Raw genomic sequence first — 14,554 nt, 5'->3', positions numbered from 1 at the left:
GGCCGAGCGACCACCCGAGCGACCCCGAGAACCGAGAGAGACCATGCGCGTCGACACCATCTTCACCAACGCCCGCATCCGCACGCTCGATGCCGACCGCCCCGCGGCGCACAGCATCGGCGTGCTGGGAGGCCGCATCGTCGGCTTCGACGACGACCTGCACGGCGTCGATGCGGACCGGGTGGTCGACCTCGGCGGTCAGCCTGTGCTGCCCGGGTTCCACGACGCGCACCACCACCTCTCACTCACGGGCTTCCGTCTCGCGTCGCTGAACCTGCGCCCCGGCGCGGTGAACTCGCTCGACGAGCTGTACGAGGCGGTGCGCGTGCACGCCGAGGGGCTGGCGCCGGATGCCTGGGTGCGGGGTTCCGGTTACGACCAGAACTTCCTCGAGGCGCATCCGACGGCCGAGGGGCTCGACCGGGTCGCGGGCGGGCGGCCCGTGATCCTCGAGCACGTCTCGGGGCACATGATGGTCGCGAACACGAAGGCTTTCGAGCTCGCGGGGTACACCGGCCGTGAGGGGTTCCCCGAGATCGCGGGCGGCGGCATCCCCCGCGACGCCGACGGCCGGCCGCAGGGCCTGCTGCAGGAGTCGGCGATGGCCCCGATCTTCGCGCTCGTACGGCCGATGAGCCTCGACGAGGTGCAGCGCAACCTGGGGCTCGCGAGCGATCAGGCCCTGAGCTACGGACTCACCTCGGTCACCGAGCCGGGGATCGGCGAGATCCGGATGGTGGGCAACAGCCCGCTCGACTACCACGCCTACCAGTCGGCGGTCGAGCAGCGGCAGCTGCGGGTGCGCACCACCCTCATGCCGTACATCACGGTGCTGCACCCCTTCACCGACCTCCCCGATAAGGACGTGCTCGGCCTCGACCTCGGCATCCGCACCGGTCTCGGCGACGACATGCTGCGCGTCGGACCGGTGAAGATCGTCGCCGACGGATCGTTCATCGGACGCTCGGCCGCCATGCACGCCTGCTTCCACGGCGAGGCCGACAATTTCGGCGTGCTGCTGCACGAGCCCGAGGCGCTGCGCGACTACATCGTGGGGGCGCACCGGGCCGGGTGGACGGTCGCGACCCACGCGATCGGCGACCGGGCGATCACGCACGTGCTCGACGCGATCGAGCACGCGCAGAGCATCGCTCCGCGCCCCGACGTGCGGCACCGCATCGAGCACTTCGCCCTCGCGAGCGACGACGACATCGCCCGCGCTGCGCGACTGGGGGTCATCCCCGTGCCGCAGGGCGTGTTCGTGTCAGACTTCGGCGACGGCATGGCCGCGGCGGTGGCCGCCGACCGGCGAGACGACATCTACCGCGTGAAGTCGCTGGCGGATGCCGGCATCGTGATCAACGGTTCGACCGATTCGCCCATCTCCGACGCCAACCCTCTCGTGTCGATCCGCGACATGGTGCTGCGGCGCACGAGCGGCGGCGAGGTGCTGGGCGAGCGCGAGCGCGTGACGGTCGACGAGGCCGTTCGCGCCTACACGTACGGGTCGGCGTACGCGGTCGGCCAGGAGCACGCGACCGGCACGCTGAAGGTCGGGATGCTGGCCGACTTCATCGCCCTCAGCGACGACCTGTACGAGATCGAGCCCGAGCGCATCGCGGAGCAGTACGTGACCACGACCGTCGTGGGCGGCGAAGTCGTGTTCGAGCGCTGAGGGTGCGGCATCCGTCGGGTTCGGCATCCGTCGGGCGCGGCGTCCGTCCAGAGTGCATCGATCGGTGCCTAACGCCGGCTCTGAGCGCTCAGAACCGGCGTTTCGCACCGATCAGTGCGAAACGCACGTGCGGATGCCGGGACGGACGTCCGGGAGATCTCAGCCGACGAGCGGCCCGCCGCTCTTCCAGTAGCCGAGGAACGACACCCGCTCCTTCGGGATGCCGAGCTCGGCGGTGAGGTAGCGCCGGATCGAGGTCGTCGTCCCCGACTCGCCGGCGATCCAGGCGTAGAACCCCGCATCGTCACGCGCCTCCTCGCCGTGCGCCGCACCCCAGGTGCGCACCGCCTGCTCGACGCGGGGGTCGCCGCCCTCGCGCAGCACACGCTGCACCCGGATGCCCTCGGGCACCTCGGCGGAGACCAGGTCGTCGGCCGGGTCGGCGCACTCGAGGATCACCTCGCCGACAGCATCCGACTCCAGAGTCGCGAGGATACCGCGCACGGCCGGGAACGCCGTCTCGTCGGCGACGAGCAGGAACCGGCGCGCGTCGCCCGGATGCCAGTGCAGACCGTATCCCGTCCAGCCCATCCGGGCGTCAGGCCCGTTCACCACGAGGTGATCACCCGGCTGCGCCGTTGACGCCCAGGCTGACGCCGGCCCGGCGGGCTCGTGCAGGAAGACGTCGATGTCGATCTCCCCCACCTCGGCGCGGATCGCGGCGGGCGTGTACGTGCGCAAGACGTTGCGCTCGTCTTCCGGGAGTTCACGCCAGCGCGCGTACCAATCGGAGGGATGCGGGGTGGGCTCCTCGAGGAGTCCCGTGTCGGCGAAGCTGCCGTCCGGCAGGGGCAGCACCACTTTGATCCGCTGGTCCATGCCCCAGGCGGCGAAGTTCCGCAGGCTCTCACCGACCAGCGTCAGGCGGACGAAGTGCGGGCTGAGCATCCGTCGTGCGCTCACCCGCACGGGGAACGCGCTGTACGCCCACGGCCGCTCCGCGGGCTCTGCGGGCCGCCGCTCTGCGGGCTCCGCGGGTCGCCGCTCGGCGGTCACGACCGGCCTCCGATCGGCGCCGTCCCGCGCAGGGGCACCACGAGGGGCCCCCCGGTGACCGGATCGGGGATCACGACGTTCGCGAGGCCGAAGACCTCGTGCACCCGTTGGCTCGTGATGACCTCATCCGGCGGCCCCTCGGCGAGGATGCGCCCGTCACGCATCGCGATGATGTGACTCGCATAACGCGCCGCATGATTGAGGTCGTGCAGCACCGCGACGAGCGTGCGCCCCTCGGCGTTCAGCTGCGCGAACAGCTCCATCAGCTCGACCTGATGCGCCACGTCGAGGAAGGTGGTGGGCTCGTCGAGCAGGAGCAGGTCGGTCTCCTGCGCGAGCACCATCGCGACCCAGACGCGCTGACGCTGGCCGCCGGAGAGTGCATCGACCGGACGATCGGCGAGATCGACGGTTCCCGTCGCCTCCAGCGCCCGCGCGACCGCGTGCTCATCGGCATCCGACCACTGACGCACGAGACTCTGGTGTGGATAGCGGCCACGCGCCACCAGATCTGCGACCGTGATGCCGTCGGGCGCCACGGCGCTCTGGGGCAGTAGGCCGAGTCGCTGAGCGACCTCCTTCGCCGGGAACGCGCTGATCGTGCGCCCGTCGAGCACGACGCGTCCGCTCGTCGGCGCCAACAGGCGGGACAAACCGCGCAGCAGCGTGGACTTGCCGCACGCGTTCGGCCCGATGATCACCGTGAACCCGCCGGTCGGCACGGCGACGGAGAGCTCGCGCACGATCTCGGTGCGGTCGTACGAGAGGGTGATCTCCTCGGCCGCCAGTCGAGGGGCGGGCGAGGACGCGAGCGGATCGTCGAACGGGGGCGGGGTCTCAAGCACGGCGGCGGATCTCCAGGATGATCATCAGAACGAGGTACGCGCCGCCGACCGAGACGGTGACGACCCCGACGGGCAGAGGGGTGGGCAGCACGTGCTGCGCGACCAGGTCGGCTCCGAGCAGCAGTACGCCGCCGAACAGCGCAGAGAGCACGAGCGAGAGCTGGGGCGTGCGGGCGACGAGACGGGCGATCTGCGGGGCGGCGAGCGAGACGAACGCGACGGGGCCGGCGACCGTGGTCGCCGCGGCAACCAGCACCACGCCGACGAGCAGGGCGAGCGTGCGGATCACCGTCGGTCGCGCGCCCGACGCCGCCGCCATGTCGTCGCCCAGACCGAGCTGCCGCAGCGACGGCACGAGCACCATCGCCGCGACGACGAACGGCAGCGCGCACAGCAGCGCGCCCAGGAGCGGGCCGGCGGTCACGCCGTTCAACGATCCGGTGCCCCAGGCCGACGCGAACATCGCGGTCTCGAGTTCGATTTGCAGCAGCATCCATGTGTTGAGCGAGGCGAGGATCGCCGAGACGCCGATGCCGACGACGATCAACCGGAAGCCCTGCACACCGCCGCGCGCTGCGAGGAGCCAGATCACGAGCGCCGTCGCGAGTCCTCCGAGGAGAGCGCCGGCCGTCAATTGCGGCCACCCGCTCGAGACGAAGACCAGAGTGAGCAGCATTCCGGTGAAGGCCCCGTTCGAGAGGCCGAGGATGTCGGGGCTGGCCAGTGGATTGCGCGTCACCGTCTGGAACAGCGCGCCGGCGATGCCGAGGAGCGCCCCGATCGTGATGGCGGCGACGGCTCGGGCCAGCCGCCAATCGATCACGACCGTACGGTCCATGGCATCGCCGCCTCCGAAGAGCGTGCGGACGACATCCTGCGGCGCTACGGGATAGGTGCCGAGGCCGAGCGCGATCACGCCGAGCATGCACAGGGCGAGAACCGCGGCGATCCCCACGAAGATACTGCGCAGGCGCAGCGGCATCCGTACCGGTCCAATGCGCAGCAGGACGCGACGGTAGCCGACCGGGGTGGGTCGGATCGTCGTCGACGGCCCGGTCACAGCGCGCTCGCTCGACGACGACGGGCCAGGAGGATGAGGACGGGCGCGCCGACGAAGGCGGCCACGATGCCGACCGGAACCTCGGCGGGCGCGATGATGACCCGACCGAGCACGTCCGCGAGCAACAGCACCACGGGGGCGAGCGCGGCCGAGAGCGGCAAAATCACCCGCTGGTCGACGCCGAACGTCCAACGGATCACATGCGGCACCATCAACCCCACGAACGCGATCGGGCCGGCGAGCGCGGTGGCCGCTCCGGCGAGGAGGGTGACGGCGACGATCACGCCGATGCGGATGCCGACGACGTTCGCGCCCTGCGCACGCGCGACGTCTTCACCGAGGCCGACGGCGTTCAGCCCCGGAGCGAGCACGACGGCGAGCACCAGACCGAGCAGCACGAAAGGCACGATGGGCACGATCACGTCGAAGCCACGGCCGAGCAAAGAACCAGCGTTCCAGCTGCGCATCGAGTCGAAAGCGTCCGGGTCGCTGAGCGCGATGCCGGTCGTGATGCCCGACAGCACCGCGCCGAGTGCGACCCCGGCGAGGGTGAGTCGTATCGGGTCGGCCGAACCGCGGCCCGAAGACCCGACGAGGTACACGGCGACGGTGACCACGAGGGCTCCGAGAAAGGCGAGCCACACGAACTGCGACGCATCGCGCAGGCCGAGCAGACTCACCCCGAGTGCCACCGCGAGCGCTGCGCCGGCGTTCACACCGAGGATGCCGGGATCGGCGAGCGGATTGCGGGTGAAAGCCTGGATGAGCGCTCCCGCGGCGCCGAGGGCGGCTCCGGCGACCAGCCCGGTGATCGTGCGGGGAACGCGGAGGTCGAGGACGACGTAGGCGGTCTCCGCCGTGCCGTCGCCACGCAGCGCTGCGGCCACGGCGTCGAGCGGGAGCGGGTTGGCGCCGACGGCGAGCGAGAGCAGCACGGCGCACACGAGCGCGGCCAGGAGGATCAGGATCCCCCCGACCGCGCGCGCACGACGGCGGGGGCGCCGCGTCGGCGGCACCCCCGCGATGTTCATGGTGGAGGCGATGGTCACCGGGTCGTTTCGAGGAACGCCTCGATGTCGTCGAGCACCGACTGGGCGCCCTTCGGGCCCACGCCCGACACCCAGTAGCTGGTGTCGACCGGGGTCACCGAGGGGAAGGCATCCGCGTTCTGGGCGAGCGCGGCGGGGATCTCCGACTCGTCATCGAGGTCGGCGACGGTGACGAAGACGTGATCGGCGGTGGCCGACAGGATGTTCTCCGGCGAGATGTCGGCCTGCAGCCCATCGGCCCAGTCCTGATCCGGGATCGTGAATCCGACGCACTCGAGCAGGCTGCCCGAGAACGACACGGGGCCGTAGAGGCTCAGCGTCGTCTCGTCGCGGGGGCGGATCAGCTGCACGGTCTGGCCGTCGACCGCGTACTCGTCGGCCAGAGCCTCGCAGCGTTCGTCGACCGCGGTGAGCAGGTCGGAGACCTCGTCCTCGCGGCCCAGTGCCTCACCGATGAGCAGCGCGTTGTCGCGCCACGGGTCGGCCTGCGTCTCGATGAAGACGGTCGGAGCGATGGCCGACAGCTGCTCGTAGAGTTCGGAATGGCGGGCCTCGGTACCGAGGATCAGGTCGGGCTTCAGCGCGGCGATCGCCTCGAGGTCGGGCTCGGGAACGGTACCGACGGGTTCGACGCCGTCGGCCTCGAGGTAGGCGGGAGCGCCGGTGACGTTGCTGGCAACCGCGGCCCCGACCGGCTCGATGCCGACTGCTACGGCGGTGTCGAGCTCGAGCGGCTCGAGGGTCACGACACGCTGCGGGTCGTCGGGCACGGCCGTGGTGCCGCGGGCGTGGTCGACCTCGTGCGTTCCGCTGGTCTCGGGTGCGGCATCGCCCTCGGCGGGAGCGTCGGCGGCCGCGCATCCGGACAGCAGGAGGAGGGCGCAGGCCGAGGCGGCGAGGAGCGCGCCGGAGCGGCGACGGGCACGTGAGAGCATGACGAATCGTCTCTTTCTGAGGGAGTCGGGGGGTCGATCGGGCCGAACGAGGTTTGGCAAGGCAACCCTAACAGGAGTGGCGAAGAGTGCCGAGAGTCCGTCTAGCCGCGGCATTCATTTTCGACAATCTTTGCTATAGCGTTTAGGGATGGACACTCGCCGCGCACTCATCACCGGGGCCAGCTCCGGCATCGGGACGGCCGCCGCCCTCGAACTCGCCCGCGAGGGGCTCGACGTCTGGCTCACCTACACCGGGCGCGAGGCCGAGGCCGCTCGTGTCGCCGAGGACTGCCGCGCGGCCGGGGCGCCCGATGTGCGGGTCTCGCGACTCGACCTGCGCGACCCCGCCTCGATCGATGCATTGGTCGCGGAGATCACGGATGCCTGGGGCGAACTGCACGTGCTCGTGAACAACGGCGGCGTGTGCCCCTACACGCCCTACGACGAGATCGACATCGAGGAGTGGGACGGCGTGCTCGAGACGAACGTGCGCGGCACGTTCCTGTTGACGCGTGGGTCGCTACCTCTGCTGCGCGCCGCCGCGGGCGATCGCAGCGTCATCAACCTGTCGTCGATCGCCGGACAGGTGGGCGCCCTGCAGACCGGACTGCACTACGCCGCGAGCAAGGGCGCGATCCTGGCGCTGACCCGCAGCTTCGCCCGCCACCTGGCGCCGGAGGGGATTCGCGTCAACGCCGTCACCCCGGGGCCCGTGGCCAGTGCGATCACCGATCAGCTGCAGGGCGAGGGACGCGCGAAGCTCGAGGCATCGATCCCGCTCGGGGCGTTCGGACAGCCGGCCGACGTCGCCTGGATCATCGCCTCACTCGCCTCGCCGCGGGCGGGTTTCATCACCGGCGCCACGTACGACGTCAACGGGGGTGTTCGCATTGACTGACGGCATCCGCACCCCCGGCCCTCGATCCGCAGAGCGGACCGTGCAGGATCAGCTCGACGCGTTCAACGCGCACGACCTCGACGCCTTCGTCGCGACGTACGCGCCGGATGCCGTCATCACCGGCGTCGCACCCGAGCCGATCGTCGGCGGCGCCGCGATCCGCGCCTTCTACGAGCCGCGGCTGCAGAACCCCGAGCTGTCGTGCGTGATCGAGCAGACCGTGCTCTTCGGCGACCGGTGGGTCGTCGCACAGGAGCAGGTGATCAACGCAGGTGTCGCGACCGAGACCATCGCGACCTTCGACGTCGTCGACGGGCTCATCGCACGGGCGTCGATGCTCAAGGCGTAGGCAGGACGAGCCTCCCCGACCTGGGTTGCTGAGCCCGTCGAAGCATCACAGGGCGGGACCCTTCGACAAGCTCAGGGACCCAGTGGGATTCCCGGACCCAGTGGGGCTCAGGGACCCAGTTGGGCTCAGGGACCCAGTGGGACTCAGGGACCCAGTTGGACTCAGGGACCCAGTTGGACTCAGGGACCAGTGGAGGCAAGACACCCAGCCCTGGGTTGCTGAGCCCGTCGAAGCAGCACAGGGCGGCCCTTCGTCTCGCTTCGCTCGCTCAGGAACCGTCACCCGAGAAGCGGGCGCGCAGCGCGGGGTCGACGGCGACGTCGCCGAAGGATACGGTCCACGCCCCGTCGACCGCGATCGACTGCCCCGAGAGGTACGGCGCCGCGTCCGACAGCAGGAACGCGGTGACCGCTGCGACCTCCTCGGCCCGCGCGATGCGCCCCATGGGCGGCCCCTCGGACAGTGCGCGCTCGGCGGCTATCGGGTCGGCGGATGCCGCGATCTGCGCCTCGAGGTGCGGAGTGCGCACCCCTCCCGGTGCGACCGTGTTCGCACGGATGCCGAGTGCTCCGTAGGTCACCGCCACACTGCGGCTGAGCGCATCGATGCCGCCCTTCGTGAACTCGTAGGCGGCGTGGTCGACGAACGACGCCCGCCCATGGATCGAGCCGATGTTCACGATCGCCCCGGCGATGCCCTGATCCACGAAGGCCGAGACTGCGGCGGAGCACCCCCAGAGGTATCCGAGGCCGTTGATGTCGAGGATCTCGCGGACGACGCGTTCGTCGAGCTCGTGCAGCGGTGTGCGCTTCGTGATCCCCGCGTTGTTCACCCACCCGGCCAGCGGCGCGAGACCGCGGGCGACCGAGGCGGCCTGCTCGTGCACCGCACGATCCGCCGCGTCGCCGAGCACCACCTCGGCCACGACACCCGCTTCCAACGTCCCCGAGCCGGGCGAGCGCTCGAGCCCGACCACGACCCAGCCGTCGGCCGTCAACCGCTCGGCGACCGCGCGGCCGATGCCCTTTCCGCTCCCGGTCACCACGGCACTGCGCATCGGATCAGTCATCGCCCTCTCCTCCCGAGAACGCGCCGAGATCGAAGACCTCCGGATCGAGGGTGAACCCGAGGCCCGCGGCATCCGTAGGCCTGACCGTGCCGTCGAACACCGGCCCTCCGACGATGAACGACGGCGCCGGGTCGTAGGGGTTCGTGCCGCGCGCGAAGGTCTCGACGCCGATGCCGAGATGCGCCGTGACCTCGGGATACACGTGGCCCGACACCGGAACGCCACGATCCGACGCCCAGGCGATGAGTTCGCGGGCCGGTGTCACTCCTCCGATCGCCACCACGTCGAGGCGCAGCACGTCGACGGCCTCGGCCTCGACCAGTGCGCGCAGCACGGCGGGGTCGGTCACCTCGTCGCCGACGGACACGCGCAGCCCGCTCTCGCGGCGGATGCGCGCGCACCCCGCGGCGTCCTCCGGGAGCAGCGGGTCCTCGAGCCAGGCGAGGCGCGGGTCTCCCCACTGCGCGATCTCGGCCAGCGCCTCGTCGGCATCGCGCCAGCCGAAGCCGACATCGACGACGAGACCGGTCCCCGACGGCAGATCATCGCCGAGCAGGGCCAACAGTTCGCGCATGTATGCCGGATCGGGCATACGCGAGATCTTCACCTGCGACCACCCGTCCGCCTGGGCGAGCACCTCGTGGGCGACTTCTCGCGGCGCACGCGCCGCCGAGGGGTAGGCGGCCACGAGCATCGCGTCACGCGGGGCGTCCCCTGTGCCGAGCATCCGCCACAGGGGCATCTCCGCCCGCCGCGCGGCGACATCCCACAGCGCGATGTCGACCAGCCCGATGGCTCGGCGCACGAGGCCGACGCGCCCGACGATCGCGCTGCCGCGCAGCATCCGGTCCCATGTCGCGGCGGGGTCGTCGGCATCCGCTCCGATCGCGTGCCCCGCCACGAGCCGCTCGACGATCTCGGCCATCGGCGCCTCGCGCGACAGGCAGTAGGCGACGCCCGAGACACCATCGGCGTCGGATGCCCGCACCGCGCTGTACTCGCGCCGGGTCACCGTCATCGCGCCGAGGTGCAGGGGCGCCGGAAGGGGCAGCACCGCCGTCGCCGTGTCGATGCGCGCGATGCCGGTCATGCGGGCTTCTTCGCGAGCGGCACACCGTAGTCGACGAGGAATCCGCCGTCGACGTACAGCGTCTGCCCGTTCATGTAACGCGATTCGTCGGACACGAGGAAGCTCACCGCCGCCGCGATCTCGCTCGCCTCGGCCAACCGCCGGGCCGGGATGCGCGACAGGATCGTGTCGAGGCTGAGCGTGCCCGCCTCGACGCCCTGACGGAACACCCCGGTGTCGACGTAACCCGGGGCGACCGCGTTGACCCGCACGCCGCGCGCGGCCCACTCGGCACCGGCGGTCGCGGTGAGACCGATCACGGCGGCCTTGGTCGTGGCGTACGGCGCGCGTCCGGCCGAGCCGCGCGACGAGATCGACGAGATGTTCACGATGCGGCCGTCGCCGCGCTCGAGCATCCGGCGTCCGGCCGCCTGCAGCGCCGAGAAGACGCCGTGCAGGTTCACGTCGACCACCGCCTGCCATTCGCTCCACGTGAGGTCTTCGATCCCGCGATGCCGCTGGATCCCGGCGTTGTTCACAAGTACCTCGATGGGCCCGAGCTCGGCTTCGATGTCGCCGAACACGCGATCGACGCCGTCGTGATCGGTGACGTCGAGCTCGCGCCAGAGGATGCCGGCGGGGTTCTCACCGGCGGTGAGTCCGGGCACGCGATCGGCGGCGACGACGAGGTAGCCGTCGGCCGCGAGACGCTGGCCGATCTCCCAGCCGATGCCGGCGGAACCTCCGGTGACGATGGCGACGAGACGGGTCATTTCTCTCCTGGGGTCGTGGTCGCCAGAAGCGCGGCGACGAGGTCGGCGGCGTGCTCCTCGAGAAGCTCGAGAGCGCCGGGGGCGAGCGGGGTCTGCCAGGCCTGGTAGGCGCCGCGGTGGTAGGCGTCGCGCGTGGGGAGGTACACGAAGCCGGGTCCGTTCGTGAGATTCATCACGACGATCGGGTTCTCGGGGAACCTCGCGCGCAGGGTCTTCTGCAACCGCGAGTACGCCTCGCCCGGGTGTCCGACGATCACCGCATCGCCGAGACGCCACGCCCACACGGGGTGCGAGACGGTCGGACCGTCGATGTACCCCTCGCGCAGGTTGCGCGCGCGCCCGAGGCGCTCCTCGCGGGAGCGCGGATCGATGTCGGCCCACTCGCGCGCCAGATCGTCGAGCGTCGGCAGGTCGCGCAGGGGGAGGGAGACGGATGCCGTGACGCCGGCCGAGCGCCCTTCGTCTCGTCGCTCCGCTCCTCGCTCAGGGACCGGTTTGCGCCCCGCCCACACCGCCAGCGGCGCACCCGACTCGACGATGCGATCGAGCGTGAGTTCCTCGCCGGGAACCGGCAGCGCGTCCACCGCCGCGAGCACGGCATGCCCGAGCGAGCGGCCGTGACGATCGGCCACCGCCACATCTCCCGTGTACTGCTCGCGCGGGGCGAGTTCGCCCGACGCGCCCTGCACGAACAGGCACGGAGCACCGGTCGCCGCCTCCACGACCTCGCGCATCGCGCCCACGTAGTCGGGCGACACCGCGCGACTCTGCCACGCGAGCGTCGTCGGATGGCAGGCGTAGTTCACGAGCGTGGCGCGCACGAGACCCGCGACGCTCACCCGACCGATCACGACGGTGTCGTCGGCGACGGCATCCGGGTGGAAACCCACGAGCGCACGCCCGTCGAGATCGAGTTCGCGGTCGGCGGCGAGGGTGCAGCGTCCGGTCGTCCATTCGATCAGTCCGACCTCGGCGGTGCTCAGCGCCTCGCGTCCGGCCGCGATGCCCGCGGTGGCGAGCGCATCGAGGTACCCGGGGATGAGCTCACCGCCGGGCAGATGCGCGTCGGCGGCGCAGAGCACGGCGCCCGCGTGGGTGTGCGAGAGCGAGAGCATGAGCTGGTTGGGAGCGAGCCCGAGGCCCGCGAGGATCGACCCGCGCACCCCCTGCTCGTCGGCGACCCGTCGCCACCAGGTGCCGTCGACCGCGAGCAGAACACGCGGACGGTCGTCGTCGCCGATCATGGCGAGGGCCGTCAGCTCGAACGGCCGATGCGCGCCCTCGGAGCGCTCCCAGTCGGCGGGGCCCCAGTTCTTGGCGCGGATGCCGCTGGGCGGCGTGATGTCTCGGCGCGCCACCCCGACCCGCAGCGCGCTGCGCGGAATGCGGATGCTGTCGCCCAGAGCGGTGTTCATCGTGGGTGATCCCGTCGTTCGGCCGTCTCATCGACCGATGCCATAGCATCGGTGCGAGCGTGCGACCTCGGAACCCCGAGCTCCGCCGATCGCCGCCCGTTCGGAAGGACTCCCCCGATGCGCACCGTGTCAGACCAGAACATCGCCGAGCAGGTCGCCGACGAGCTGCGCGCCGCGATCCACTCCGGCGAGCTCGCCCCCGGCGAGCGCCTGGTCGAGCGCAAGCTCGCCGACCGCCTCGGCGTCAGCCACATCCCGGTGCGCGAAGCCCTCACGCGGCTCGCCGAGGAGCGGCTCATCGTGCGCGAACCCCGCCGGGGTGCACGGGTCGCGGAGTTGACGGCATCCGATCTCGACGACATCTCGAGCCTGCGCATCGTGCTCGAGCAGTTCATGGCGATCCGGGTGCAGGAGAGGTGGAACGCGGATGCCGCGGCGCGTCTCGAGACGATCGTCACCGCGATGGGCGCCGCCGCCCCCGGCGACGTCGACGAGGTGCTGCGGCAGGACCGGCTGTTCCACGAGACGCTCGCGGAACTGGCGGAGCACCGCTTCCTCGACGAGGTCAGCGCGCAGCTGCGCGGACGCATCGCCGGGTTCATCCGCGCCGCGAACGCCGCCCTCGACGTCGACGAGCAGGAGGAGCACGTGCGCAGCCACCAGGAGATCGTCGACGCGCTCGCGAGCGGCGACCCCGACCGAGTGCGCACCGTCGTCGCCGGGCACATCACCCGAGCGGTCGAACGCATCACCCCGACGACAGGAGCAGACGCATGACCGCCAGAACGATCGTCCTCACCGGAGCATCCGACGGCATCGGCGCGGCCGCGGCCCGCCAGCTCGCCGCGACCGACCACCGGCTGATCCTCGTCGGGCGCTCGCCCGAGAAGACGAAGGCCGTGGCCGACGACACCGGCGCCGAGTACTTCTTCGCCGACTTCGCCCGCCTCGACGACGTGCGCGAGCTGGCCGCGAAGCTGACGGATGCCGTGGGCGCCGACGGCATCCACGTGCTGGCGAACAACGCCGGCGGCATCTTCGGTGACCGCACGCCCACGGTCGACGGTTTCGAGAAGACCATCCAGGTCAACCACCTCGCGCCGTTCCTGCTGACGAACCTGCTGATGCCGACGCTGCTGGCGTCGAAGGCGGCGGTGATCAACACGTCGAGCGTCGGGCACCGGCTCTTCGGGCACATCGACGTCGACGACCTCGACAACTCGAAGAAGTTCAGCGCCAACAAGGCCTACGGCGACGCGAAGCTCGCCAACGTGCTCTTCACGAAGAGCCTGCACACGAAGTTCCACCCCGACGGCTTGAGCTCGGTCGCCTTCCACCCCGGCACCGTGCAGACGAACTTCGCCTCGGACTCGTCGAGCCTGATGCGGCTCGTCTACCGGAGTTTCCTCGGCAAGCTGCTGCTCACGAGCACAGAGGAGGGCGGCGCGATCCTGCGCTGGTTCATCGAGGGAACTCCCGATGAGACGTGGTTCTCGGGCGCCTACTACGACGAGCGCACGCTGTCGTCGAAGACCAACCCGCAGGTCGACGACCCCGCCCTCGCCGAGGCCCTCTGGCAGCGCAGCGCCGAGCTCGTCGGGCTGTAGGGGATCCGGCGACTTCGATACTCTTCGGGAATGCCTCTCGCACTCGTCACCGGAGCCGCACGGTCGAACAGCATCGCCGCGGGAATCGTGCCCCGTCTGCGCGCCGACGGCTGGACCGTCGTGACCAGCGACCTCGACAGCGGCGACCACCCCGCCGACCTCTCCGACCCGGCCGCGCCCGAAGCCCTGATCGACCGCGTGCGTCGCGACCACGGCGAGCTCTCGGCCCTGGTCCTGAGCCATGCCCACGACGTGGAGTCGGGCATCCTCGACACGACCGCGGAGAGCTTCGACCGGCACGTCGCGGTCAATGCGCGCGCGAGTCTGCTGCTCATCGCCGCCTTCGCGCGTCAGGTCGGGCCCGACGGCGGTGCGGTCGTGGCCTTCACCAGCGACCACACCACCGGCAACCTCCCCTACGGAGCATCCAAGGGCGCACTCGACCGCATCGTGATCTCGGCCGCCCGCGAGCTGGGCCCGCAGGGCATCTCGGCGAACGTCGTCAACCCGGGGCCGATCGACACCGGATGGATGGACGACGAGATCCGCGATGCGCTGACCCCGATGCATCCGCTCGGCCGTGCGGGCACGCCGCGAGACATCGCCGGCATCACCGCCTTCCTGCTCTCGCCCGAGGGTCGGTGGATCTCCGGCCAGCTCCTGCACACCGACGGCGGCTTCTCGGCCCGCTACTGACGCGGATGCCGCGCGGCGGCCCTTCGTCTCGTCGCTGCGCTCCTCGCTCAGGAACCGG

General features: G+C 71.0%; 15 protein-coding genes. 6 read left to right on the top strand and 9 right to left on the bottom strand.

Annotation, left to right across the window (positions count from 1 at the left end; genetic code table 11):
• Positions 1-43: 43 nt before the first annotated feature.
• The gene (locus tag ACTJKK_RS11100; RefSeq protein WP_440748023.1) at positions 44-1,675 is read left to right on the top strand and encodes an amidohydrolase; all 1,632 of its coding nucleotides are present in this window, start codon (positions 44-46) and stop codon (positions 1,673-1,675) included.
• A gap of 159 nt (positions 1,676-1,834) precedes the next feature.
• On the opposite strand, the gene ACTJKK_RS11095 is transcribed toward ACTJKK_RS11100, so the two are convergent.
• From ACTJKK_RS11095 to ACTJKK_RS11075, 5 genes are read right to left on the bottom strand one after another with little or no spacing between them, the layout of a single operon-like run.
• A complete protein-coding gene (locus ACTJKK_RS11095; protein ID WP_440748022.1) occupies positions 1,835-2,731 on the bottom strand; it encodes a siderophore-interacting protein in 897 nt (298 codons plus the stop codon).
• Positions 2,728-3,576, bottom strand: a complete 849-nt coding sequence (locus tag ACTJKK_RS11090) for an ABC transporter ATP-binding protein (RefSeq protein WP_440748021.1) — start codon at positions 3,574-3,576, stop codon at positions 2,728-2,730. The genes ACTJKK_RS11095 and ACTJKK_RS11090 overlap by 4 nt, the downstream gene beginning before the upstream one ends.
• Positions 3,569-4,636 (bottom strand): FecCD family ABC transporter permease, encoded by a 1,068-nt coding sequence (locus ACTJKK_RS11085; RefSeq protein ID WP_440748020.1) that lies wholly within the window; start codon positions 4,634-4,636, stop codon positions 3,569-3,571. Before ACTJKK_RS11085 ends, ACTJKK_RS11090 begins: the two co-directional genes overlap by 8 nt.
• Complete coding sequence (locus ACTJKK_RS11080) at positions 4,633-5,667, bottom strand: iron chelate uptake ABC transporter family permease subunit (protein WP_440748136.1); 1,035 nt, start codon at positions 5,665-5,667, stop codon at positions 4,633-4,635. The genes ACTJKK_RS11085 and ACTJKK_RS11080 overlap by 4 nt, the downstream gene beginning before the upstream one ends.
• Positions 5,668-5,681: 14 nt before the next feature.
• Positions 5,682-6,620 (bottom strand): ABC transporter substrate-binding protein, encoded by a 939-nt coding sequence (locus tag ACTJKK_RS11075; RefSeq protein WP_440748019.1) that lies wholly within the window; start codon positions 6,618-6,620, stop codon positions 5,682-5,684.
• Positions 6,621-6,768: 148 nt separating this feature from the next.
• Here ACTJKK_RS11075 and ACTJKK_RS11070 point away from each other — a divergent pair, with 148 nt between their 5' ends.
• Both ACTJKK_RS11070 and ACTJKK_RS11065 read left to right on the top strand, forming a co-directional pair.
• Positions 6,769-7,518, top strand: coding sequence for an SDR family NAD(P)-dependent oxidoreductase (locus ACTJKK_RS11070; protein ID WP_440748018.1), 750 nt, complete (start codon positions 6,769-6,771; stop codon positions 7,516-7,518).
• Between the two features lie 40 nt (positions 7,519-7,558).
• Complete coding sequence (locus ACTJKK_RS11065) at positions 7,559-7,867, top strand: nuclear transport factor 2 family protein (protein ID WP_440748017.1); 309 nt, start codon at positions 7,559-7,561, stop codon at positions 7,865-7,867.
• A 268-nt stretch (positions 7,868-8,135) separates the two neighbouring features.
• On the opposite strand, the gene ACTJKK_RS11060 is transcribed toward ACTJKK_RS11065, so the two are convergent.
• The 4 genes from ACTJKK_RS11060 to ACTJKK_RS11045 are packed head-to-tail and all read right to left on the bottom strand — an operon-like array spanning position 8,136 to position 12,193.
• Positions 8,136-8,936, bottom strand: coding sequence for an SDR family NAD(P)-dependent oxidoreductase (locus ACTJKK_RS11060; RefSeq protein WP_440748016.1), 801 nt, complete (start codon positions 8,934-8,936; stop codon positions 8,136-8,138).
• Positions 8,929-10,026: a mandelate racemase/muconate lactonizing enzyme family protein gene (locus tag ACTJKK_RS11055; RefSeq protein ID WP_440748015.1), complete on the bottom strand. Its 1,098-nt coding sequence runs from the start codon at positions 10,024-10,026 to the stop codon at positions 8,929-8,931. The genes ACTJKK_RS11060 and ACTJKK_RS11055 overlap by 8 nt, the downstream gene beginning before the upstream one ends.
• Positions 10,023-10,778, bottom strand: coding sequence for an SDR family NAD(P)-dependent oxidoreductase (locus ACTJKK_RS11050; protein WP_247623865.1), 756 nt, complete (start codon positions 10,776-10,778; stop codon positions 10,023-10,025). The genes ACTJKK_RS11055 and ACTJKK_RS11050 overlap by 4 nt, the downstream gene beginning before the upstream one ends.
• A complete protein-coding gene (locus ACTJKK_RS11045; protein ID WP_440748014.1) occupies positions 10,775-12,193 on the bottom strand; it encodes a hypothetical protein in 1,419 nt (472 codons plus the stop codon). Before ACTJKK_RS11045 ends, ACTJKK_RS11050 begins: the two co-directional genes overlap by 4 nt.
• 117 nt (positions 12,194-12,310) lie before the next feature.
• Between ACTJKK_RS11045 and ACTJKK_RS11040 the strand changes: the two genes are divergently transcribed.
• From ACTJKK_RS11040 to ACTJKK_RS11030, 3 genes are read left to right on the top strand one after another with little or no spacing between them, the layout of a single operon-like run.
• Positions 12,311-12,970 (top strand): GntR family transcriptional regulator, encoded by a 660-nt coding sequence (locus ACTJKK_RS11040; RefSeq protein WP_440748013.1) that lies wholly within the window; start codon positions 12,311-12,313, stop codon positions 12,968-12,970.
• A complete protein-coding gene (locus ACTJKK_RS11035; protein WP_440748012.1) occupies positions 12,967-13,800 on the top strand; it encodes an SDR family NAD(P)-dependent oxidoreductase in 834 nt (277 codons plus the stop codon). The genes ACTJKK_RS11040 and ACTJKK_RS11035 overlap by 4 nt, the downstream gene beginning before the upstream one ends.
• A gap of 30 nt (positions 13,801-13,830) precedes the next feature.
• Positions 13,831-14,496 carry an SDR family oxidoreductase gene (locus ACTJKK_RS11030; RefSeq protein WP_247623869.1) on the top strand — a complete coding sequence of 222 codons (666 nt, stop codon included), beginning with the start codon at positions 13,831-13,833 and terminating at the stop codon, positions 14,494-14,496.
• Positions 14,497-14,554 lie beyond the last annotated feature (58 nt).

Origin of the sequence: Microbacterium sp. 22179, assembly GCF_052045715.1 — a bacterium.
In the GTDB taxonomy this organism is placed as follows: Bacteria; Actinomycetota; Actinomycetes; order Actinomycetales; family Microbacteriaceae; genus Microbacterium; species Microbacterium galbinum.
The sequence above is the reverse complement of the archived record's forward strand: the minus strand, read 5'-3'. Positions and strand labels throughout refer to the sequence as shown.

Coding starts and splice junctions, on each gene's coding strand:
- ACTJKK_RS11100 (WP_440748023.1), top strand. CDS start 44: ATGCGCGTCGACACCATCTTCACCAACGCCCGCATCCGCACGCTCGAT.
- ACTJKK_RS11075 (WP_440748019.1), bottom strand. CDS start 6,620: ATGCTCTCACGTGCCCGTCGCCGCTCCGGCGCGCTCCTCGCCGCCTCG.
- ACTJKK_RS11040 (WP_440748013.1), top strand. CDS start 12,311: ATGCGCACCGTGTCAGACCAGAACATCGCCGAGCAGGTCGCCGACGAG.
- ACTJKK_RS11070 (WP_440748018.1), top strand. CDS start 6,769: ATGGACACTCGCCGCGCACTCATCACCGGGGCCAGCTCCGGCATCGGG.
- ACTJKK_RS11035 (WP_440748012.1), top strand. CDS start 12,967: ATGACCGCCAGAACGATCGTCCTCACCGGAGCATCCGACGGCATCGGC.
- ACTJKK_RS11055 (WP_440748015.1), bottom strand. CDS start 10,026: ATGACCGGCATCGCGCGCATCGACACGGCGACGGCGGTGCTGCCCCTT.
- ACTJKK_RS11060 (WP_440748016.1), bottom strand. CDS start 8,936: ATGACTGATCCGATGCGCAGTGCCGTGGTGACCGGGAGCGGAAAGGGC.
- ACTJKK_RS11080 (WP_440748136.1), bottom strand. CDS start 5,667: ATGAACATCGCGGGGGTGCCGCCGACGCGGCGCCCCCGCCGTCGTGCG.
- ACTJKK_RS11050 (WP_247623865.1), bottom strand. CDS start 10,778: ATGACCCGTCTCGTCGCCATCGTCACCGGAGGTTCCGCCGGCATCGGC.
- ACTJKK_RS11030 (WP_247623869.1), top strand. CDS start 13,831: ATGCCTCTCGCACTCGTCACCGGAGCCGCACGGTCGAACAGCATCGCC.
- ACTJKK_RS11045 (WP_440748014.1), bottom strand. CDS start 12,193: ATGAACACCGCTCTGGGCGACAGCATCCGCATTCCGCGCAGCGCGCTG.